20 protein-coding genes are annotated in these 21,491 nt (G+C 44.0%); 2 read left to right on the forward strand and 18 right to left on the reverse strand.

Annotated elements, in window-relative coordinates; translation table 11 throughout:
- Window positions 1-206 precede the first annotated feature (206 nt).
- The 12 genes from ACGHAV_RS10965 to trmJ all read right to left on the reverse strand — a co-directional run bounded on the left by ACGHAV_RS10965 (window position 207) and on the right by trmJ (window position 12,339).
- On the reverse strand, window positions 207-617 hold the full coding sequence (locus tag ACGHAV_RS10965; RefSeq protein WP_390380309.1) for a SufE family protein: 411 nt from the start codon (window positions 615-617) through the stop codon (window positions 207-209).
- Between the two features lie 50 nt (window positions 618-667).
- Complete coding sequence (gene sufT, locus ACGHAV_RS10970) at window positions 668-1,201, reverse strand: putative Fe-S cluster assembly protein SufT (protein WP_390380312.1); 534 nt, start codon at window positions 1,199-1,201, stop codon at window positions 668-670.
- Window positions 1,202-1,238: 37 nt separating this feature from the next.
- Window positions 1,239-1,595: an iron-sulfur cluster assembly accessory protein gene (locus ACGHAV_RS10975; RefSeq protein ID WP_334013388.1), complete on the reverse strand. Its 357-nt coding sequence runs from the start codon at window positions 1,593-1,595 to the stop codon at window positions 1,239-1,241.
- Window positions 1,596-1,604: 9 nt separating this feature from the next.
- Window positions 1,605-2,822 carry an aminotransferase class V-fold PLP-dependent enzyme gene (locus ACGHAV_RS10980; RefSeq protein ID WP_390380315.1) on the reverse strand — a complete coding sequence of 406 codons (1,218 nt, stop codon included), beginning with the start codon at window positions 2,820-2,822 and terminating at the stop codon, window positions 1,605-1,607.
- A complete protein-coding gene (gene sufD / locus ACGHAV_RS10985; RefSeq protein ID WP_390380318.1) occupies window positions 2,819-4,075 on the reverse strand; it encodes a Fe-S cluster assembly protein SufD in 1,257 nt (418 codons plus the stop codon). The genes ACGHAV_RS10980 and sufD overlap by 4 nt, the downstream gene beginning before the upstream one ends.
- The gene (gene sufC / locus ACGHAV_RS10990; protein ID WP_334013391.1) at window positions 4,072-4,833 is read right to left on the reverse strand and encodes a Fe-S cluster assembly ATPase SufC; all 762 of its coding nucleotides are present in this window, start codon (window positions 4,831-4,833) and stop codon (window positions 4,072-4,074) included. The genes sufD and sufC overlap by 4 nt, the downstream gene beginning before the upstream one ends.
- Before the next feature lie 3 nt (window positions 4,834-4,836).
- Window positions 4,837-6,273 (reverse strand): Fe-S cluster assembly protein SufB, encoded by a 1,437-nt coding sequence (sufB, locus tag ACGHAV_RS10995; protein WP_159627053.1) that lies wholly within the window; start codon window positions 6,271-6,273, stop codon window positions 4,837-4,839.
- A gap of 302 nt (window positions 6,274-6,575) precedes the next feature.
- The gene (locus ACGHAV_RS11000; RefSeq protein WP_390380322.1) at window positions 6,576-7,742 is read right to left on the reverse strand and encodes an IscS subfamily cysteine desulfurase; all 1,167 of its coding nucleotides are present in this window, start codon (window positions 7,740-7,742) and stop codon (window positions 6,576-6,578) included.
- An 18-nt stretch (window positions 7,743-7,760) separates the two neighbouring features.
- Window positions 7,761-8,246, reverse strand: a complete 486-nt coding sequence (gene iscR, locus ACGHAV_RS11005; RefSeq protein WP_334013394.1) for a Fe-S cluster assembly transcriptional regulator IscR — start codon at window positions 8,244-8,246, stop codon at window positions 7,761-7,763.
- A gap of 79 nt (window positions 8,247-8,325) precedes the next feature.
- The gene (locus tag ACGHAV_RS11010) at window positions 8,326-10,371 is read right to left on the reverse strand and encodes a tetratricopeptide repeat protein (protein WP_390380325.1); all 2,046 of its coding nucleotides are present in this window, start codon (window positions 10,369-10,371) and stop codon (window positions 8,326-8,328) included.
- Window positions 10,372-10,741: 370 nt separating this feature from the next.
- Window positions 10,742-11,566 carry a serine O-acetyltransferase gene (gene cysE / locus ACGHAV_RS11015; RefSeq protein WP_390380328.1) on the reverse strand — a complete coding sequence of 275 codons (825 nt, stop codon included), beginning with the start codon at window positions 11,564-11,566 and terminating at the stop codon, window positions 10,742-10,744.
- Between the two features lie 5 nt (window positions 11,567-11,571).
- Window positions 11,572-12,339, reverse strand: a complete 768-nt coding sequence (gene trmJ / locus ACGHAV_RS11020) for a tRNA (cytosine(32)/uridine(32)-2'-O)-methyltransferase TrmJ (RefSeq protein WP_390380331.1) — start codon at window positions 12,337-12,339, stop codon at window positions 11,572-11,574.
- 279 nt (window positions 12,340-12,618) lie between these two features.
- On the opposite strand from trmJ, the gene suhB reads away from it, so the two are divergent.
- Window positions 12,619-13,395: an inositol-1-monophosphatase gene (gene suhB / locus ACGHAV_RS11025; RefSeq protein WP_390380334.1), complete on the forward strand. Its 777-nt coding sequence runs from the start codon at window positions 12,619-12,621 to the stop codon at window positions 13,393-13,395.
- A 110-nt stretch (window positions 13,396-13,505) separates the two neighbouring features.
- On the opposite strand, the gene ACGHAV_RS11030 is transcribed toward suhB, so the two are convergent.
- Window positions 13,506-14,771, reverse strand: a complete 1,266-nt coding sequence (locus ACGHAV_RS11030; RefSeq protein WP_390380337.1) for an acyltransferase family protein — start codon at window positions 14,769-14,771, stop codon at window positions 13,506-13,508.
- Between the two features lie 112 nt (window positions 14,772-14,883).
- Here ACGHAV_RS11030 and ACGHAV_RS11035 point away from each other — a divergent pair, with 112 nt between their 5' ends.
- Window positions 14,884-15,777, forward strand: a complete 894-nt coding sequence (locus ACGHAV_RS11035; RefSeq protein ID WP_390380340.1) for a LytTR family DNA-binding domain-containing protein — start codon at window positions 14,884-14,886, stop codon at window positions 15,775-15,777.
- Window positions 15,778-15,817: 40 nt separating this feature from the next.
- Here the strand turns inward: ACGHAV_RS11035 and ACGHAV_RS11040 are convergent, their stop codons facing one another.
- The 5 genes from ACGHAV_RS11040 to tgt form a co-directional block, all read right to left on the reverse strand.
- Complete coding sequence (locus ACGHAV_RS11040; protein ID WP_390380343.1) at window positions 15,818-16,918, reverse strand: acyltransferase family protein; 1,101 nt, start codon at window positions 16,916-16,918, stop codon at window positions 15,818-15,820.
- A gap of 229 nt (window positions 16,919-17,147) precedes the next feature.
- Window positions 17,148-18,089 (reverse strand): protein translocase subunit SecF, encoded by a 942-nt coding sequence (secF, locus tag ACGHAV_RS11045; protein ID WP_390380345.1) that lies wholly within the window; start codon window positions 18,087-18,089, stop codon window positions 17,148-17,150.
- Between the two features lie 10 nt (window positions 18,090-18,099).
- Window positions 18,100-19,944, reverse strand: coding sequence for a protein translocase subunit SecD (gene secD / locus ACGHAV_RS11050; RefSeq protein WP_390380348.1), 1,845 nt, complete (start codon window positions 19,942-19,944; stop codon window positions 18,100-18,102).
- Window positions 19,945-19,999: 55 nt separating this feature from the next.
- Complete coding sequence (yajC, locus tag ACGHAV_RS11055) at window positions 20,000-20,338, reverse strand: preprotein translocase subunit YajC (protein WP_334013401.1); 339 nt, start codon at window positions 20,336-20,338, stop codon at window positions 20,000-20,002.
- Window positions 20,339-20,362: 24 nt separating this feature from the next.
- Window positions 20,363-21,475 (reverse strand): tRNA guanosine(34) transglycosylase Tgt, encoded by a 1,113-nt coding sequence (gene tgt / locus ACGHAV_RS11060; protein WP_334013402.1) that lies wholly within the window; start codon window positions 21,473-21,475, stop codon window positions 20,363-20,365.
- Window positions 21,476-21,491: the final 16 nt, after the last annotated feature.

A 21,491-nucleotide genomic window follows, 5' to 3' on the forward strand; every position in this document is an offset into this window, starting at 1 on the left:
TTAAAAATTTTGGTCGCGAATTATAGGCAATAAATACCTACTTGACCAGAGACTTTGTCAAATCTGCCTTAAAGCACTGTTTTTATGAATAAAGCTGTGTATAAGTAAGCGTGTTAGATATGACAATATGATGACATTGTATACATTGCGTTGCACAAGCAGGCATTTGTCAGAAAATACCTGCTAAATGCCAACGAAAAGAAACCTTATGCGTTTGCTTTCGCCAGCTCTTGTATTTTGCCGACAATAGCACGCAAACCATTACCGCGTGTTGGCGTAATGTGACGTTCAAGATCTAACGCTTCAAAATAACCGTCGATATCGAACGCTAGAATATCTTTTGGCGATTTCTCATTATAAGCGGCGAGCACTAAAGCAAGTAGACCTTGAACAATTACAGCGTCGCTGTCGACGTCAAAACTCACTTTTTCGCCGTCGTAAGACTCTACAAGCCAAACACTGCTTTGACACCCTTTTACTAAACGTTCTGGGGTTTTAGCTTTTTCAGATAAACCAGGGATAGATTTACCTAAGTCGATGATGTACTGATAACGCTGTTCCCAATCATCGAAGAACGCTAAATCATCAATAATCTCGTCACTGCTAGGTAATTGCATCGTCATTTCCGTTTATAGGTAAAGAGGTAATTTGAAAGTTTTAGATAAGCCTAGAAAAACAATCCAGCCTCAAGCTGTGCTTCTTCGCTCATCATATCACGTGACCATGCTGGGTCGAATACCAACTCAACGTTCACGTTTTTAACATGAGGCACCATGGCAACACGATATTCCACATCGCCCACAAGTACTGGCCCCATTCCGCATCCAGGTGCAGTCAATGTCATATCAATGTTAACGTCGCCTGACGCTTGGTTTATATCTACTTTATAGATTAGGCCAAGCGAAACTAGATTAATCGGTATTTCAGGGTCGAAGATGGTTTCTAATGCATCCCACACTTGCTGTTCGCTGATGTTGCCATCTTCTGGCGCATCGAAGCTTAGCGTCATAGCTTTTCGGCCAATAGCGCCAGCGTCTGTACCGTCAATGCGATACATATTACCGCGCCACGTAATTGTGTAGTTTCCGCCAAGCTCCTGCGTAATATTCACGAATTCGCCTTCAGGAATTACGGTTGGATTACCGGCAGGTACCAAACGCGCTTTACAGTCGCGTTCAGTAGTCACCATCTTTTGCTTCATATACTACTTAGTGCCTGTTGTTAAAAAGTATTGGCTATTAACCTACGTTGAAGCTCTCGCCGCAACCGCATTCATCAACTACGTTAGGGTTATTGTATTTAATAACGCCATTTACGCCTTCCATCACGTAGTCAATTTCGGTATTGCGTAAAAGCTCAGTAGCATCAGACGCTACCGCAACGTTCAGCACTGGAGAAATTTCAATAATTTCGTCGTCTGCTTCTGCGCCATCTGCAAAATCAAGCACATAAGCGTAGCCAGTACATCCGCTTACTTTTGTTGATAAACGAATTAACTGACCAGGCTTGTCTTTAAGCTTACTTTCGAAATGCTTAACGGCACTGTCAGTTAGCGAAATGAGTTTTGTGCTTGGAACAAAAGTTTCAACACTCATAGTGCCTCCTTAGGCCAACATCATTTTTGCTTTCTTAAGTGCAGCAAACAGGCTGTCCACTTCTTCAAGCGTATTGTAAATAGAGAACGACGCACGTGCAGTACCCGGAATACCAAATCGCTTCATTAGCGGCTGCGCGCAGTTATCGCCGGTACGGATTGCTACGCCTTGGCGATCTAGAATAAAGCCTACGTCCGCTGGATGTGCACCATCAAGTAAGAAACTTAACACGCCAACTTTGTTAGGCGCTGTTCCAATGATACGCATTCCTTCAAGCGCTTGTGCTTGCTCGGTGGCATAGGCCAGCAATTTCTGCTCGTGTTCGTGTAATGCTTGTACATCAAGCGCGCTAAACCAGTCTACCGCCGCACCCATACCGATGGCGCCAGCAATGTTAGGCGTACCGGCTTCAAGACGGTTTGGCAACGCGCCCCAAGTAGCTTCGTGATAGGTAACGTCTTTGATCATTTCGCCGCCTACTTGCCACACAGGCCAAGTTTCTAGCACCTCTTTTTTGCCCCACAAACAGCCGATACCTGTTGGTCCGAATAGTTTGTGACCTGAGAACGCATAGAAATCACAGCCGATGTCTTGTACGTCAACACCGCCGTGAGCAATACCTTGTGCGCCATCAACCAGCACCCAAGCACCAACCGCTTTCGCTTTTTGAGTAAGCTGTTTGATTGGATTTACAGTACCCAACGCATTCGATACATGTGGAAAGGCTACTAGCTTGGTTTTTTCCGATAGCAGCCTGTCGAATGCCTCAACATCAAGTTCTCCGCTATCAAAAATAGGTACAACATTTAATGTTGCACCAGAGCGACGACACGCCTGCTGCCATGTAACTAAGTTTGCATGGTGCTCAAGCTCCGTCACCATGACCTCGTCGCCTTCACTTAAAAGCTGACCAAGGCCATTAGCCACAATATTAATGGCTTCTGTAGTGCCAGACGTCCAAATAACTTCTTCTCGGGCACTTGCGTTAATGAAACTCGCTACGCTGCTACGTGCATTTTCATAGCGGCGCGTTGCCTCATCAGACAAATGGTGCGCACCGCGATGCACGTTTGCATTGGTGCCCGTGTAAAAATCCATCAGCGCATCAATCACAGCCTGAGGCTTCTGTGTGGTTGCTGCATTATCTAGGTATACCAGCGGCTTGCCGTCTACCGTTTTCGATAAAATAGGAAACTGGGCACGAAGTGCTGCAACGTCTAAGCTCATTTCACCTCCATCTGAGAGAAACGCTCACTTAAGATTGGGGCTAGCCAGTTTCGTACCGCTGTATTAGGTACGTCATTAATAAGCTCTTGAATAAAGCCAAAGTTAAGCATTACCAATGCTTTACTGCGAGAAACACCGCGAGTTAGCAAGTAATACAAGGCTTCTTCTTCAATTTCTGCCACTGTTGCACCGTGGGCACATTTTACGTCGTCGGCATAAATCTCAAGCTCTGGCTTGGTGTTGATAACACCACGGCGCGATAGCAACAAGTTGCGGTTGTTAAGTTCGGCCAGTGTCTTTTGCGCATCGCGATGGATATGAATACGACCATTAAATACCGCACGCGCTTTGTCACCAACAATACCGCGGGCATTTTCTTCAGTCGTACCATTTGGCATCGCGTGCTCAATGGTGGAGTGAAGGTCGAATAGCTCGCCTTCTGCCAGAAGATAAATAGCGTTCATTTTCGCATCAGCGAATTCACCAGCGTGATGAATATCTACGTCTAAGCGAGAAAGCTCACTACCGTAACCTACCATAGTGCTGTTAAGCGTAGTACGGTTATGAAGTTTAAAGTGGCTGCCACCTAATTGTTTTGCTTTGCCGGTAAACATAGCAAAACGATAGTGCTCTAAGTGGGCATCATCGGCTAGGTCATATTCAGCAAACGCTGTGGTTAAGCTTTCAGTATCACCAAAACCTTGCTCGATCACTGTAACGCTTGCGCCCTCAGCGACCTTCACCACCACACGTGTGTGAGCGTCGACATTCTGCGAGGCCATGTTCACAATGCGCACTGGCGTGTCGATTTTCGCGCCTGCTTCAACATTAATAAATATACCGTGTTGGCACAGCGCGTCGTTCACTAGGCCAAACATATGACGTGCCGGCTTAACTTGACCATATACACTGCTAATGGCTTGCTGAGTAGACTCATCATTACTGTTCAGCGATGTAATGGTCATGCCTGCTGGCACATCAAGGGTATTAACCTGGGTAACCAAAACACCGTCTACAAATACAAGGTCGATAGCGTTAAGGTTCTCGATAGCTGGAACGGGTAAGTTCTCAGCTTTCGCCGCTAAATTCGCTTCACGCTTTTCAACCGATGAAAGCGGCGTAAAGCGCCAGCTTTCGTTTCTACGGGCTGGCCAACCATCGGCTTTTAACTTTTCTAAGGCCTGCTGACGCACGGGCGCTAAGTAATCGGAGATTTGCGCCGCATCAATGACCTGTTCTAGCCATTGACTCATGCCTCAGCCTCCTCATACGCTTTACCAAGAAATGCGTATCCGCTCTTTTCAACTTCAAGCGCAAGTGATGCGTCACCACTTTTCACAATTTTGCCGTCAGCTAGGATATGTACGAAGTCAGGCTTGATGTAGTCTAGAAGGCGCTGGTAGTGGGTAACAACAATGAAGCTGCGCTCACCGTCGCGCTGGCTGTTTACGCCATCAGCAACAACTTGTAGTGCATCAACGTCAAGGCCTGAATCTGATTCATCAAGAATACACAGCTTCGGCTCTAGCAAAATCATTTGCATGATTTCGTTACGCTTTTTCTCACCACCCGAGAAGCCTTCATTTACACCGCGCTTCAAGAAATCCAATGGAAGCTGTACTTGCTTGCACGCTTCTTTTGCTTTCTTTAAAAATTCAGCAGCAGTTAATGGCTCTTCACCACGTTGTTCACGCATAGCGTTAACCGACTCTTTCATGAATTCCATGTTGCTTACACCTGGAATTTCTACCGGGTATTGGAAAGCAAGAAAAAGCCCTTCGCGAGCACGCTCTTCCACTTCAAGTTCAAGCAGGTCTTTGCCGTTTAGTGACGCTTCACCTTCACTAACTTCATAGCCGTCGCGGCCAGAAAGCACGTAACCTAATGTACTTTTACCGGCACCATTGGGGCCCATGATAGCGTGTACTTCACCAGGTTTAACTTCAAGGTTAAGACCTTTAATGATGTTTTTCTCTTCCACGCTGGCATGTAAATTCTTGATACTAAGCATTGATTACCCCACTGAACCTTCAAGACTAATTTCGAGCAGTTTGCCGGCTTCTACGGCAAATTCCATTGGTAGCTCTTTGAATACTTCTTTACAGAAACCGTTAACAATCATAGAAACGGCCTTTTCTGTGTCTAAGCCACGCTGCTGACACAGGAATAATTGTTCGTCGCTCACCTTCGATGTTGTTGCCTCGTGCTCAACAATGGCTGAAGGATTGCGGCTTTCGATATACGGGAATGTGTGCGCGCCACATTTATCACCGATAAGTAGCGAGTCACACTCGGTAAAGTTACGTGCACCGTCTGCGCGAGGGCCCATTTGAACCAAACCGCGATAGGCATTGTTACTGTTACCCGCTGATATACCTTTAGAGATGATGGTCGACTTGGTGTTTTTACCTACGTGGATCATCTTAGTACCTGTATCAGCTTGCTGACGACCACGGGTAAGCGCTACTGAGTAGAACTCACCTACACTGTTATCGCCTTTAAGCACACAGCTTGGGTACTTCCACGTTACCGCAGAACCTGTCTCAACCTGCGTCCACGAAATCTTGGCATTGGTATGCGCTACACCACGCTTGGTTACGAAATTGTAGATACCGCCTTTACCGTTCTCATCACCCGGGTACCAGTTTTGTACCGTTGAGTATTTGATTTGCGCGTCGTCCATTGCCACTAGCTCAACCACGGCCGCGTGCAGCTGGTTTTCATCGCGCTGAGGTGCCGTACAGCCCTCAAGGTAACTCACGTAGCTGCCTTCATCTGCAACAATTAACGTACGCTCGAATTGACCGGTGTTCATTTCGTTAATACGGAAATACGTAGAAAGCTCCATTGGGCAGCGTGTGCCTTTTGGAATGTAAACGAATGAACCATCGGTGAATACCGCACTGTTAAGCGCAGCAAAATAGTTATCTGTGCGCGGCACCACTGAACCTATGTATTTCTTTACAAGGTCAGGATACTTTTGAAGCGCTTCTGAGATTGGGCAGAAAATAACGCCCGCTTCTTCAAGCTTTTCACGGAATGTAGTAACAACAGATACCGAGTCGAAAACTGCATCTACCGCAACACCTGCAAGCATTTCTTGCTCGTGCAATGGAATACCCAGCTTCTCATAAGTACGAAGCAGCTCAGGGTCGACTTCATCTAGTGACTTAGGCTTATCTTTCATACTCTTTGGTGCCGAGTAGTAAGAGATGGCCTGATAATCGATTTTTGGATAATCAACGTGCGCCCAATCTGGCTCTTCCATTTCTAGCCATGCATGATAAGACTTCAAGCGCCATTCAAGCATCCATTCAGGCTCGTTTTTCATTGCTGATATGCGGCGGATAACCGACTCGTCCAGGCCGCTTTCAAACGTTTCCGACTCGATTTCAGAGTAGAAACCGGCTTCGTACTTTCTTTCTAACGCCTGTTCGATCTGTTCACTCATGTTGGGATCTCACTTGTTTGCCTGCATTTGCTGCCACTTGCTTCTGCGTTTTGCTAGAGAATTAGCACAGTAATCATCCCACGGTCTTAGTGATTACTGGGTTTTTTACTTTAAAACGCTTCTTTCTCTTCGATACTTCTTAAGAAAAAAGCCTACAAACCTCTCGCCACAATAAGAGCAGCCTAAAATTTTGGTGCGGTAGTATATAATACCTGACTATTTCACTCAAATATTCAGCAGTATATTTCTAGCCGCTTCGCTTAAGTTTTTGTTAATACGCTTTGTAGGCGTTTTTGCTGTTTTTAGGCACTTACTATGCCTCTTAATCGCGTTGTTACGTCAGTGACTTTTTTTATTACGTATTCAACGTCTTCTTGGGTTGTAAATCGGCCAACACTAAAACGAATACCTGCGTGGGCAAGCTCGTTACTGCGACCAATTGCTTTTAGTACATATGAAGGTTCAAGGCTTGCTGATGTACACGCAGAGCCAGAAGACACCGCAATATCGTTAAGCCCCATCATTAAGCTTTCGCCATCCACACCGGCAAAGCTCACGTTTAAAATACCTGGTATGCGTTGTGTTTCATGGCCATTAAGATAAACATCGCCAATCTTCTTCAAGCCTTTCCACAGTATTTCTCGCAGCGCTAATATACGCTTACTTTCCTGTTCAAGGTTTGCTGTAGCTACAGATATCGCTTCGCCTAATCCAACTATTTGATGGGTAGCTAGGGTGCCTGAACGCATACCGCGCTCATGACCGCCGCCGTGAATTTGAGAAACTAAACTTATTTTCGGGCGTCTTCTAACGTATAACGCGCCCATGCCTTTAGGGCCATACATCTTATGTGCGGAAATCGACAATAAATCCACTGGAAGTTCTGATAGGTCTATTGCAATTTTACCCACGCTCTGCGCGCCATCCACATGAAACAATATGCCTTTTTCGCGACATATTTCACCAATGGCTTGAATATCTTGAATTACACCTAATTCATTGTTCACGTGCATGATCGACACTAAAATAGTGTCTTCGCGGATAGCATTTATTAAATCGTTTAGATTAATTAGGCCGTCTTGCTGCGCTGCTAGATAGGTTACCTCAAAGCCCTGCTCTTCCAGATATTCGCATGTATCCAGAACCGCCTTGTGTTCTGTATTAACCGTAATGATATGCTTGCCTTTGCTGGCATACCCTTCAGCTACGCCTTTTATAGCGAGGTTATTTGATTCAGTAGCGCCTGACGTGAACACAATTTCGCGAGGGTCGCAATTCAATGCATCACTAATATTGTTGCGCGCTACATCTACAGCCTCTTCGGCCATCCAGCCAAAACGGTAGCTGCGAGAAGCGGGGTTACCAAAATTACCGTCTAGGGTTAAACACTTTGCCATTGCCTCTGCAACCGCAGGGTCTACCGGTGTAGTGGCAGCGTAATCAAGGTAAATGGGTGTTGATAAGGCCATGCGTTGCTCAATACCTATTTAAAGTTGAATGCTAACTTCGATGTCGTTGGCAATGTTGCGAAGCGATGTGGCACTGTCTTGGCGACCCGCCACTTCCTGGACATCGCGTTTCGCCATTAGCTCGCCCAACGTAATTGAATTTAAAAATACCGAAATGCGATCGCTTAAGTCTTGCCATAAGCTATGCGTTAAACAGCGATCCCCGCCTTGACAATCGGCCTGACCTTGACAGCGCGTAGCGTCAATCGACTCATCAACCGCACGAATAACTTCGCCAATAGCAATGTCACATGCATCGCGACCCAACAGGTAGCCTCCGCCAGGTCCTCGCACGCTATCAACTAGCTGCTCTTTGCGTAAACGAGAAAAAAGCTGTTCTAAATAGGAAAGTGATATTTCTTGTCGTTCTGATATGTCGGCAAGAGGCACTGGACCACGCTTGGAATGCAAAGCTACATCAAGCATCGCAGTTACTGCATAGCGCCCTTTAGAAGTGAGTTTCATTGAATTCTCCCGCCGTTTTTGATGCGGGAATTTTCACATACCCGACTAAAATGGTCAAGTATAAGACCTAGTGTTTTAGTCAGGTATTATTGGCACATTTAGGTTTTTTGATGGTGCAAAATTCCTGTAGCTGCATTGCTCTTGATTTATGTTCTTGATTTTGTGGGAACTCGGCCAGTACGTTGCCCAGGGCGCATTGTGCTTTGCAGTGGCCTAATTGAATTGCTCTATCAAACCAATCTATTGCAAGCGCTATGTTTTTTTCCGTCCCTTCGCCGTTTAACAACATCTGTGCGTATTGATACGTTGCATCTACATCGTCAACATATTCGGCGCCTGCCTTGGCATATTCGAATGCTTTTGGCAGATCTACAGGAACACCTTTACCTCTGCGGTAAACTTCGCTCAATTGTTTAAAAGCAGCGCTTACCCCTTGCTCGCTGGATAATTCAAGAAACTTACGTCCCGCTGCTTCATCTTTAGATACGCCATCGCCTTCTAGGTACATCACGCCTAATTTGTATTGTGCAATGGAGTCACCTGAATTTTGATGAGCAGCGTGAAAGTATTCTGCCGCTTTTGATTTATCGGTGGTAACGCTAATACCGTAATAAAAAAGTTCACCAACTAGCGAGTCAGCATCCCACTCTTGGTGCTCTGCCCACTGTGTTGCTACTTCCAGATGGTCAGTAAAAGGAGAATTTGCAAGCTTGTTATCTTTTACACAGTCGAGTAAATCAAGATAGGCTTCATCATGCTTTCGCTCGAAGGCCACAAGATACCAGTTACATGCCTCTGCAATGTTGTCCGCCTCTACGTAATGAGCTGCTAAATCGAAGGCTATTTGAGCATCTCCCTCAGATGCAACAAACCATTTGCGTTCTTCATCTTTGAATTGTTCAGCCAATCTTTCAAGTGCAAGCTCTTCACCATCTTGGATTGCCTCATAAAGGTAATCTAACGCTAGTGCTCTGTTGAAAAGAGGGAGCTCTTGATTTAAATATAATTCAGCAAGATATAACTTGGCCTTGTCGAAACCTAATTCGATCGACTTTTTATAAAGTGACTCTGCTTTATACGCATCAATTTCAACCCCATTACCATATGCGTACATGCCTCCTAGATTACTATAAGCATAAGAGTTCCCTCTTTTTGCTGCAATTTCGTATAACTCTCGTGCTTTTTCGTAGTTAACTTCTTTGCCAGTTCCTTTGGAATAGAATGTAGCTAAGTTGTTATAACCCCAAGTTTCATCAGCTTCGATTGCTTGCTCGTAGTAGTATTTTGCAGAAATGGGATCTTCATGACCAAATTTTCCCTCTTCGTACATAAAACCCAAATTCGCAAAGGCACTTTCTCTTCCTAGCTCTGCAGCTATCAAATAATACTTTTTTGCAATTTCGGCATCTGCTTCAATGCTTGTCTCGCCAAAGTCATAAATAAGAGCATTTATGAATGTAGCCTCTGCATGCTTAACATTCGTGCCAAAGTTTACCCAATACAATAGCTTTTCACTGTCGTTATATTTATCAAAGCCTTCGTACAGCAACCATGAAATTGCACGAATACAAAGCGATTCCCCGTCTAGTGCTGTACTCTCCATAAGCTCAACTAATTGCAGCACCTCATCGGGGTCCCGTCTTGACATGAGGTCACCATAATGACAAATGGCAGGTTCGTAGCCTTGTTGATAGGATGCAAAATAATAGTCTAGAGCACGATCTTCACTTCTTTGTCTTCCGTTACCATTAAGAAATGCATTAGCCATATTAAACGAAGAATACATGTTCCCAGCGTCAGCCGCTTCTTCCCATAGATCAAGCGCTACTGCTCTATTTTGCTCTACGCCCATTCCCCAATTATACAAACCACCAAGATTGTGAATGGCTTGAACTGAACCTAACGAAGCCGCCTCTTCATAAAATGCCTTAGCCTTTGCATAATCAACTTCAACACCGTCACCTTTTTCATAAGCAAGGCCCTTCGCAACCAAATCAGCTGTTTTGTCGTTGATTTGTTGGTCTATATAACTTTCTTCATTGTGCATGCGACTTTGTGTATTAGGTTCACATTCATAAGATGCGCACAAAAGAACGGGGATAATTTGTAGTATTCCAAAAATCATTTTTAGGCCATTAGTTAATAGTTTTTTGTCCCGCTGAGACTTAGCATTGATAGACTCTTTTCTAAATTGAGCCAATCATTAAGGAAAAATAGAAGTCGTAATTTATTGAGTCTTATGATTTCAGACAGAGATAAAAGGTGTGTGAGGAGACATGTATCATTGAAGTTCCTTTTCTTTGGATAGCTAGTTATCGACGCTCTACTCTACCCTTACTTAAATGGATAAAGCGAACAAAAATCAAACATAAACCGCTTCCTTAAAAACATCAAGTAAAGCGACAACAAGAAACTAATTTAACGCTAAAAACTAAAAGCTTAAACGAAACAAGCCCAGCAACAACTGGGCTTGTTTTATAATCGAAGATACTAATTTAAATTGCTGGATCGAACGAAGAATGTGCTTGTTCTTGTTTTTGTGCGTTCGCTAAATCGATACCCGTGTTAGCGAAGTCTTCGGCGCTAATGTTATGCAAGTTCTCTGTGCACACTTCACCGCCTAAAGATTGAATTACCCTACACATCTCTTCAACTTTAGTGTCCATTTGGTGCATGTGTTCAAGCATGATGCCCATTGCATTGGCTACAGGATCGGGGTTATCTGGCGCTACGGCGTAAGCGTCGAACCCATATTTTTGCGCAATCTTGTCTCGTTGGGGGTTAACGGTGGCATTTGCGTCTTGTTGCTTGGAAATAATAATACGGCCAGGAATGCCAACAGCGGTAGCACCATCAGGGATGTCTTTCACCACGACAGAATTAGATCCAACTTTCGCGTTTTCACCAATAATAATAGGCCCTAGCACTTTTGCACCAGCTCCCACAACGGCACCTCTTTTAAGCGTTGGGTGACGCTTTCCCGCTTTCCAGCTAGTGCCTCCCAGCGTAACGCCGTGATATAGCGTTACGTCATCACCAATTTCAGCCGTTTCGCCAATTACCACACCCATGCCATGGTCGATAAAAACCCGATTACCCAGTGTTGCCCCAGGATGAATTTCTATGCCTGTTAGCCAACGACTAAAGGTAGACAACGTTCTGGCTAACCATTTCCAATTAGCCTTCCACAGTTTATGACTCACTCTATGTAGCCAAACGGCATGTAAACCAGGATAGTTGGTTAGCACCTCAAAGGTATTTCGTGCCGCGGGGTCACGATGAAACACACCTTGGATATCGGCTTTTATACGGGCAAACATAGTGCTTACTCTTTATTAGTCTCTGCATCAGCATCGACGTTAGCAGCTGGGGCTGGGTCCGCCTTTACCGACTTGTCGATAGACGCCAAAATACCACGTAAAATATTTAATTCTTGTGATTCAGGGCGCGCTCGATTAAACAAACGGCGAAGCTTGGTCATTACCACGCCAGGGTGGCTTTTACGAATAAAAGACGTCTTTTCTAGCGTGGTTTCAAGGTGCACATAAAAACGCTCTAGGTCTTCATTCAGCGGGTATTCTTCTTCAACACTTGGATACGTTTCGCGATTTAAGTACGCCATTCTTATTTCGTAACACAATGTTTGAACCGCTGCAGCCAAATTCAATGAACTATATTCAGGGTTTGCAGGAATGCACATATGGAAGTGGCACTGTTGAAGTTCTTCGTTGGTTAAACCACTGTTTTCACGACCGAACACAAGTGCAACTGGGTATTTCTCCACTTCTTGCACTAGCTTCTCACCACAATCACGAGGCCCAAGCATTGGCCAAGAATGCGTACGAGAACGTGCTGATGTGCCAACAACAAGGCCACAATCTTTCACTGCCTCTTCTAACGTACTTACTATTTTTGCATTCGCTAAAACATCACCGGCACCTGCCGCCAAAGCACTCGCCTGTCCATCGGGTTCGTTAACAGGGTCAACTAAGTATAGACTGCTTAGCCCCATCGTTTTCATGGCACGAGCGGTTGAACCTATGTTTCCGGTATGAGACGTGTTAACTAAAATAATTCGAATGTTTTCGAGCATGTTTTGTATACCTAAGAATAATCCTTATTGCGCTTGATAAAGATGTTGCTGCGAAACAACACGCTGCTTATCTGGCAATTTCTAATACGCTCAAGTTTATCACAGCGGCAGTATAGATGGCTATTCACAACACCTTCGTGAAAGCCCTCTTTCCAATACGACCAAATTCATTTGCATCACCGTATGATTCTGGTAGACTCCGCCCGTTTTCGAAAACAACTAGCTATTTTTTGTACAGCTGGTTTGTTTCATTGGTCTTTTACAATTGGTGGTTTATTTATGCATCCTATGCTGAATATTGCGGTGCGCGCTGCGCGTGCGGCTGGAACAGTTATTGTTCGTGGTTTTGAAAAACATAATGAAGTTGCAACTGAGTCTAAAGGCTTAAACGATTTCGTTACTCAAGTTGATAAAGAAGCAGAACAAGCAATTGTTTATAAAATTCAGCAATCATACCCAGAGCACTGCTTCCTTGGCGAAGAGATGGGCGAGATCCACGGTAAAGAAACTGACTATCAGTGGATTATCGATCCGCTAGACGGCACCACCAATTTTATTAAAGGCATTCCTCATTTTGCCGTATCAATTGCACTACTTCACAAAGGCCGTTTAGATCAAGCGGTTGTGTTCGACCCTATCCGTAGCGAACTATTTACCGCTAGCCGTGGCCAGGGCGCACAGTTAAACGGTTACCGCATTCGCACGTCTAAACCACGCGACCTTACTGAAACCATTATTGCTACGGGTCTTCCGTTTAAAAACAAATCGCAGTTTGGTGAATACGCACTAAGCCTAAACAAAATCTTCCACGAAGTGGGTGATATACGTCGCGGCGGTAGTGCAGCACTAGACCTAGCATACGTAGCGGCCGGCCGTCATGATGGTTACTGGGAGCGTGGCATTAAGTCTTGGGACATCGCAGCAGGTGAACTTATCGTTCGCGAAGCTGGCGGCTTGGTAACAGACTTTAAAGGCGGTAACGACCCTCTTAACAAAGGCGAAATTGTTGCGGGTAGCGTTAAGGTTGTTCAGGGCCTAGTAAAACACCTTAAATAGGGCCCAGCACCTTAAATAGCTCTAAGCGCTTGGTGTAGCGCTAAAAACACCACACGAACAAACAAAACGAGGAAGGCGCAGGTAATTAATTACCCGCGCCTTTTTCTTACTCAAAATCCAATTAAGCGCAATGCTAACGGAAGTGTTATCACACCGATAACAATTTGAGCGTTTACACCTTGAGACCAGTGACTCTGCGGTGCACGCTTTCCCAATAACACACCAAAAACAACGCTATATTTGCAAACTCCGAGAATGACAATACAAATAATCGCACTAGTCATTCCTGTGAAGAACATGGCAACACTAGGCCACTGAAAAACACTGCTGAACCAAAACGCGACGGCGATAAGCACACTTTGATGTATTACATAGAAAGGAAACACATAGCCGTTTGCTTTTTGAATATAAACATTTGGCTTTGTGAACGTACGATGAGCTAACGCTAGTACAGCAAATAAGGTCACCATTTTCGCGATGTAATACGCAAACCTTGCAAAATCGGCTAATACTTCGTTATCTAACGCGCTACTCGAAAGGGTAAAGCCTACCTCATAAAGCAACGTTAAAACTACACTGCCTAATACTAGTTGTTTGGTATATTTATGTAACCATTGCCAAAAACTTGCCGACAACCCAAAGCAATACCCACAAAGCAAACATATAAAACCATAGAAGTCTCGCTTGTCATCGCTGTTCTCGATATACATGGAGAGTAAGGATAACAGTATTAAGCCGGTGAACCAGTAAACGTTAAAGTGGCCATACTTACGCTTTATTACGCTAAGTACCGGTTGAAACAACGACAACACTAAAACTAACACCAACGTGAACCGCCAAAGCGATCGAAGAAACCAAAGATGGTTTACATCTATGTGATGCCAAATACCCGACTCAAAACCTGCAAAAAATTGACTATCAGTTACATCGTCGCCCAAGTAAAACTGCCCTAAAAATGCTATAAAAGATACGGAAGTAGCCTGTTTCTGTATCATCTCAACAAATAGCTGAATAGGTACAACAAAATAGATACCTATTAACAAGGGCAGCAACACTGCGTTGCTTCGGCGGGTAATAAGAAACAAAAGCCCTTTTTTTTGCTGCATCGCATTCAGTGATGCCCCTGCTATAAACCACAACAACCCCATTCTCCAGGGTGACGTCAACATCAATACGTTTTGCAACCAATCGCCGTTAAAGTACTGTTTAAAATGAAATTCCCACTCAGGCACCCAAATCATGCCAAGGTGAAAGAGAAACAGAACCACAACAGCTATTACCCTTAAATAATCGAATGCTACAACTCTTCCTTGCTTAGAAAACGATTCATCGTTACTTGAGGTTGCGGTACTTACCCAATGATTATACTCGCTCACTGCTTAAACTCACTGTTTCAAATAATGTGTAAACCTGCTCTAATCAAATTAACGCCTAACACACTGAAAAGCATAAGAACTGTGACGGACGGTGGGAATAAGTGATAAGCGGATGAATAAAAAAGCGTACTTAAAAGATATATTCCAACAACATCAAACAGCCATAACCATCGCACTGCTTTTTCTCTATTTTTTGATAAGCGGTTTAATTAATGCGAATGCTGTTTTAATGGAAGGCATGAGACAGGCACCGCTGCCGTTTTTAACGTGGGAGCCCTATGTTTGGGAAATGACCAGTGCCTTTAGCAGTTTCTTAGTTGTTCTTGTGCTCGCGCTTTTATTACGTTTGTTTCCATGGAACTGGAAGCATCAACTAAGAAGCGTGGCGCTGTATTGCGCTTTTGCACTGTTGTTCGCTTTTGCTCACATCGGCTTAATGGTGGCTTGTCGTTCTATTATTTATGCTATCAATGACGCTCAATACAACTTCGCCACCACACCCCAACAATGGCTATTTGAATTAACGTATGAAATGCAAAAAGATGTGTGGTCGTTTGTATTTTTTGTTGTGGCAATTGCTTGCTATCGATATGTGGTAGCCCAATGGTTAGGTAATGCAACAAATATCGAAGTTAATAACCCGAAAGAACATGTAGAAGCAGAACAAAAAGCGAATCAAAACAATGATGCACCGAAAGGTCTTCTACTAGTGAAAAAACTGGGCAAAGAGTTCCTTATAAAGAAGCAAGATATAACTTGGGCAGCGTCGTCGGGAAACTACGTGAACTTGTACATAAATAACGATGTCTTTCCCATGCGCACCACCTTAACTGCATTTCTAAGCGACAATAAACATTTACCTATTGAGCGGGTTCATCGCTCTTTCGCAGTAAACCTTAACCAAATAGATAACATTGAACTACAAGATAGTGGCGACGGAATAATTACGCTGAAATCAGGCAACACAGTGAAAATGTCGCGCCGATATAAACTGTCTTTGTCATAAACAAAACACAAATAGCCTAACCTGTGCATTAGATTTCAGCTTATTTATTTTTTACAGCAAGAGATAATGGCCTTTCAATCACGACAAAAAGCACAAACGAAGTACAAAGTGTTGCAATGAATAAAGGAATCCAAAGCCAGAAATATATATGCGCATTATCCATGGCAGGCGGAAAAACTACGCCCATTACGAGGAAGCAAAACTTGAGCGTAATACCATGAAATAAATAATAAGAATAACTCATATTTCCTAACCACCTCAAAGGTGTAAAGATGAGCCACTTATGAAGAAACGATTTACTGTTAAATGCACACAAACACATAAACAGAAAAAGCACATAAACCGCCATCAAAGACAGTGCAAAACTGTACGTGAAGACTGTTCTTAACCCAAAAATGGCCAACGCTACTAACAGCATTCTTGTTCCATATTTGGATATTGACACTTGTTTGTTTCGATGTAACTCAAACAAAATAATACCAGATACAAACATAACGAGGCGGATAGGCCCACCCTCTAACTCCCATATGATGAAAGCCAGCACAGACACAATTCCCCAAAACACTATGCGTTTATTGGAGGTCCAAGCTCTAAGCCTAAATAACGGTATAAGAATTGGGATAATAATGTAGTAAAACACTTCATAGCTTAACGACCATGCCACGGTGATAATCGGGGTAATGTTGAATATTCCCGGTAATAGCAATGCGTTTTGGACGATATAAACAACAGAATTTGTTAACCCGTGTGGAAGCTTGCTTTCGCTCGGGAAAACAAATGAAAGAATTAGGTAAAGCGCAAGCACAAATAAAAATGTTGGATAGATACGTTGAATTCTTCGTTTGGCATAACCTACGGGAGCAAACGTAGGTTTGCTAATTACCGTTCCATAAATAAGGTAGCCACTAAGGACAAAAAATAAGTCGACACCTATGTTCCCTAGACTATGAACAAAATCCGATACATGTAATGCTTGCCCACTAATCCACGGGTTAACTAGGGAACTGTAATGTACTAAGAAGACCAGAAATACAGCTACGCCTCGCAACCCTTCCATCGACAACAGAGGCTTATGGTTTCCATGGCTTAATTCGAGTTTCTCCTCGAACCACTTCCTATTTAGTCCGTTTATAAAATGCATTCTTTTTCCAACAGGTTCTTACGCACAAAGTAATTGATGAATTTGTCATCGATAGAATAAAAGCACGACAGCCAAATCAACAACAGTTTGTTCTATTTTTATGCCGCAAGATTCTACACTACAGTTTGTTAAAGTATTCTATTAAGTTGCTTAAATATACGTTTTTTAATTACAAAAAAGCCGCACTAAGTGCGGCTTTTAACATTTATTACGGCTACAAAGAAAATGCTTAAGGCATTGGATCTAAATCGGCGCCTTCTTTTTCAACCTGTGGAGGCATCAAATCTTCTTTGCTTATACCTAACGCTAGCGCAACAGAACTTGCAATGTACACTGACGAGTAAGTACCTACTACTACACCAAACAACAGTGCAGTGGCAAAACCATGAATTAGCGCACCGCCTTTAAAGAACAATGCAACCAACACTAGCACAGTAGTAAGTGAAGTAATTATGGTACGGTTCAAGGTTTGAGTAAGTGAGATATTGATGATCTCAACGGGCTCGCATTTTCGAATTTTACGGAAGTTTTCACGGATACGGTCAGAAACAACAATGGTATCGTTAAGCGAGTAACCAATAACCGCCAGCACCGCTGCAAGTACCGTTAAATCAAATTCAATTTGCAATACCGAGAACAAACCCAAAGTAAGAATAACGTCGTGAATAAGTGCAGATACCGAGCCCAGTGCAAAACGCCACTCGAATCGCATTGCTACGTATACAAGAATACACAGCAACGCCACTAGCATAGCTAAGCCGCCCTGCTCTGTAAGCTCTTCGCCCACATTCGGACCTACGAATTCAATACGACGCATGTCAACAGAAGTGCCATCAGAACGCAGCGTTGCAAGCACTTGCTCACCAATGGTTTCTGCTTTAATACCATCACGAGGGGCTATTCGAATTAGCACGTCTTGGCTACTACCAAAGTTTTGTACAATGGCATCTTCAAAGTTTGCGCCGTTTAACTGCACACGAATTGCTTCTAGGTTTGCAGCATCTTCATAACCCACTTCAATTAGCGTACCGCCGGTGAAATCTAGCCCCCAGTTCAGACTATTCACGCCCAGTGACACGATAGAGCCCAAAATAAGCACAGTAGAAAGTACCATCGCAGGTATGCGAAGTCGCATGAAATTGACGGTTTCGGAAAGTTTTAATAATTGCATGTTACGCTCCTTAAATCGCCAATTTGTTTATGCGTTTACCACCCCACACGGCGTTAACGATAACGCGCGTTACCAAGATGGCGGTAAACATTGAGGTAGCGATACCAATCATAAGCGTAATAGAGAAACCTTTGATTGGGCCGGTACCGACGGCAAACAATATAAGGCCAGCAATAAACGTTGTGATATTTGCATCCAAGATAGTTGAAAATGCACTGTCGTAACCGTGATGAATAGCCTGCTGAGGACTACGTCCGTCGCGTAACTCTTCACGGATACGCTCAAAAATAAGCACATTCGCATCAACGGCCATACCAACCGTAAGTACAATACCTGCCATACCGGGAAGCGTTAGCGTAGCACCTGGGATCATCGACATAATGCCCACAATCATTACAAGGTTTGTTACCAGAGCTAAGTTGGCTACAACACCAAATGCTTTGTAGTAAATCAGCATAAAGATAAGTACAGCAGCAAGACCAAAAATTATAGCCTGCATGCCCAGTTCGATATTCTCTTTACCTAAGCTAGGACCAACGGTACGTTCTTCCACTATTTGAATTGGCGCAATTAGCGCACCTGCACGAAGTAATAATGCTAAGTCACGGGCTTCTTTAGGTGAATCAAGGCCGGTGATTTGGAACTTGCTACCAAGCTGCGCACGAATAGTAGCAACAGAGATAACTTGCTCTTGTTTTTCAAATACTAATTTACCGTCTTTGTTTCGCTCGCCAGTAGATTTGTACTCAATAAACACGGTTGCCATAGGCTTACCAATATTGCCACGAGTAGAGCGTGACATCTTGTTACCGCCCTCTGAGTCTAGCGAGATGTTTACATTCGGTAGACCATACTCATCAACGCCGCTGTTTGCATCAATAATATGGCTACCTGTAAGCATGATGCGCTTTTCCAGAAGCTGTGGAATGCCTTGTTGGTCTTCAATAACTTGAGAACCAGGAGGAACGCGACCATTCAGTGCATCACGGATGTCATTTTTTTGGTCTACCATACGGAATTCAAGCGTTGCGGTTGCATTAAGAATTTCTTTTGCTCGCGCAGTATCTTGAATACCCGGTAGCTGAACTACAATACGGTCAGCACCTTGCTTTTGAACCAATGGCTCAGCAACACCTAGTTGGTTAACACGGTTACGAATAATGGTGATGTTTTGCTTAACGGCGTTATCGCGAATTTCCTGCAGCTTGCTTTCAGCGAAAACGGCGCGAAGGGTTAAGTCATCAACTTGGTTAAATGTTAAATCACGGCTTTGGTTTCGCAAAAAGAACTCAGCTTTATCTAAAGCGTCTTCATCGCGAAACGTAATATCTACGTGATTACCTTCTTGCTTAACGCCTCGATAACGAATGCCTTCTTCGCGAAGTGAAGTACGAAAGCCACTTTCAGCATCTTCGAGTGACTTAGCGATAACCTCTGTCATGTCGACTTCCATTAGGAAGTGAACACCACCACGAAGGTCAAGACCAAGTTTCATTGGTGCTCCGCCAAGGCCTTCCAGCCAGTCAGGCGTATCGGGCGCAAGGTTCATCGCCACGAAATAGTCATCGCCCAACACTTTTTCCAGTGCTTCGCGAGTAACTAACTGTGTGTCTGAATCTAAAACGCGAACAAGAATTTGCTCATTTTCGAATTCAATGCGTTTTGGAGTGATATTTTTTTCTGCAAGCGCTGCTTTTACTTGGTCAACAGTAGCAGTGGTTACTACTGCATCACGTCCTGCAGAAATTTGAACGGCGTGATCTTCACCGTAAATATTTGGAAGTGCGTACAATGCACACATTGCAACAACAATGAGTGCACTGAGTACTTTCCAGATGGTATTTTTATTTAGCACTGGATAATCCTTTCGTGCCAGTACCGGGAAGCATCCCGGCCCCGGCGGTTGTTACTTACAGTGACTTCATTGTGCCTTTAGGCAGCACAGCAGTAACTGAAGACTTCTGAACAACAATGTTGTTTGATTCATTTAGTGCCACTTCGATAAAGTCTTTCTCTTCCGACACCTTAGTAATTTTACCTACTAAACCACCTTGCGTTAGCACTTCGTCACCTTTACCCAGTGATGAAACAAGGTTCTTATGCTCTTTAACACGCTTCGCTTGTGGGCGGTAAAGTAGAAAGTAAAAAATTAAACCGAATACTGCCAACATGATAAGCATTTCCATGCCACCACCCTGTTGAGCACCACCAGCAGATTGCGCGTAAGCGTTTGAGATAAATAGGCTCATAAAATTCCCCAATTATTATCGTTGTTATAGTGCCGGAACCGGCAACCCTTTTTGTTCATAAAATTCTTGTACAAATTCATCCAGCGTACCCGCGTCAATTGCATCGCGAAGACCTTGCATAACACGCTGGTAGTAACGAAGGTTGTGAATGGTGTTTAAACGCGCACCCAATATCTCATTACATTTGTCTAAGTGATGTAAATAAGCACGAGAATAATTTTTACAAGTGTAACAGTCACAATTTTCATCAAGTGGCGACGTATCGTTTTTGTGTTTTGCGTTTCGGATTTTAACGATACCTTCGGTGACAAACAGGTGACCGTTTCTAGCGTTACGAGTAGGCATAACACAATCGAACATATCAATACCGCGTCGTACTGCTTCCACTAGATCCTCCGGCTTACCTACACCCATTAGGTAACGCGGCTTGTTTTCTGGGATCTTAGGTGCAGTGTGATCGATGATGCGAATCATGTCTTCTTTCGGCTCGCCCACCGACAAACCACCGATAGCGTAACCATCGAACCCAATAGCTTCTAGACCTGCAAGCGATACGTCACGTAAGCCTTCGTACATACCGCCTTGAATAATACCGAATAGCGCCGCAGGATTATCACCGTGCGCTTCTTTGCTTCGTTTAGCCCAACGTAACGACATTTCCATTGAAACCCGTGCTTCTTGTTCCGTTGCCGGGTATGGCGTACATTCGTCGAAAATCATCACGATGTCAGAGCCCAAATCGCGCTGTACTTCCATCGACTTTTCAGGCGTAAGTAAAATCTTTTCACCGTTAATTGGTGAGCGGAAGGTCACACCTTCTTCAGTAATTTTACGTAGGTCGCCTAGGCTGAACACCTGAAAACCGCCTGAATCGGTAAGAATAGGCTTATCCCAGTTCATAAAGTCATGAAGGTCGCCATGTTCACGGATAATGCCGGTGCCGGGGCGAAGCATTAGGTGGAATGTGTTTCCTAAACAAATATGTGCGCCACTGTCTTTCAACTCTTCTGGCGTCATTCCTTTAACGGTGCCGTAAGTACCTACAGGCATAAACGCAGGTGTCTCTACCACACCTCGCTCAAATACCAAACGACCGCGGCGAGCGCGTCCTTCGGTTTTTAACAACTCAAATTGCATGTGAAAATATTCCCAC

Origin of the sequence: Alteromonas sp. MTD1 (genome assembly GCF_042848195.1) — a bacterium.
In the GTDB taxonomy this organism is placed as follows: Bacteria; Pseudomonadota; Gammaproteobacteria; order Enterobacterales; family Alteromonadaceae; genus Alteromonas.